The sequence below is a fragment of the Pelotomaculum sp. FP genome (assembly GCF_004369245.1).
Taxonomy (GTDB): Bacteria; Bacillota; Desulfotomaculia; order Desulfotomaculales; family Pelotomaculaceae; genus Pelotomaculum_C; species Pelotomaculum_C schinkii.
In genome coordinates, this window is record NZ_QFGB01000152.1 from 1 (window position 1) to 1092 (window position 1092).

The 1092-nt window shown below is 50.2% G+C and carries 1 protein-coding gene; it reads left to right on the forward strand.

What is annotated here, in order from left to right; genetic code table 11:
• The coding region (locus tag Psfp_RS21140) for a pyruvate formate lyase family protein (RefSeq protein ID WP_192895579.1) at positions 1 to 1092 on the forward strand (1092 nt) is incomplete at both ends.

Below are 1092 nucleotides of genomic sequence, written 5' to 3' on the forward strand. Positions count from 1 at the left end.
ATGATTTCGATCAGGTGGAGAACTGGCAAAAGCAATTAGTCTTTTTGCGCTTTATGTTTGACGTGCCGGAAGGCAGGCTCATCGTAGATTATCAAAAGGTTATAGATGAAGGCCTGGAGTCGATTATAGAGCGCCTCAAAGGAAAAATGAAGGCAATAGGAAGCTTAAACAGCAAGGAAGATTTTGACCGGTACAATTTCTACAAGGGGACCATTATGGCCCTGGAAGGCGTGATCAACTTCGCTGAGAACCACGCCAAGGAAGCGGAAAGATTAGCCGGGATTTGCCGGGAGCAAAAACGCAAAGAGGAACTCTTGGAAATTGCCCGCATTTGCAGAAAAGTTCCCGGAAAGCCCGCGGACACCTTCCATGAGGCGATGCAGGCGTTCTGGTTTACGCAGGTCTGTCTTTTTATTGAAATAAACGGCAGGGGCATCTCCCCGGGTCGTTTTGACCAGTATATGTACCGCCCCTTTAAGAAGGATTTTGAAGCGGGTACTTTGACCGAGGAAAAAGCGCTGGAACTGTTGGAGCTGATGAGGATAAAATGCACCGAAATCGCGCGGGCACACGCCACCTTCACAGAATCCTACCTAGGCGGCAGCATCTACCAGAACGTTACTTTGGGTGGTGTGGACAGGTATGGCGTTCCCGCCGACAATAAGCTTTCCAAGTTGGTGCTGCAGGCGGGAGTGAATGTCAAGACCTGGCAGCCGACCATATCGGTAAGGTGGAGAGACGACTTAAGCGAAAGCTTCAAAATGAAAGTGGTCGACTGCATTAAGGCAGGTTCAGGCTATCCGGCCCTGTTCAACGACAAGCTGGCGACTGAACGGTTTATGAGCGTTACCGGAGCCAATCTGGAAGACGCCAGGGATTGGGCGCCTTGCGGTTGTGTGGATATGCAGATTTGCGGCAAACGTATGCCGATGTTTTCGGTGGCGAACACCAACAACCCGAAAATTTTTGAGCTGGTCTTAAACGGCGGCGTCAACCCGGTTACCGGGGACAAGCTGGTTGACTTGAAAATTGATCTCAACAAGGCTTCCTATGAAGAAATAGTCGGGGAGTACAAGAGGGTTTGCGAGTTGA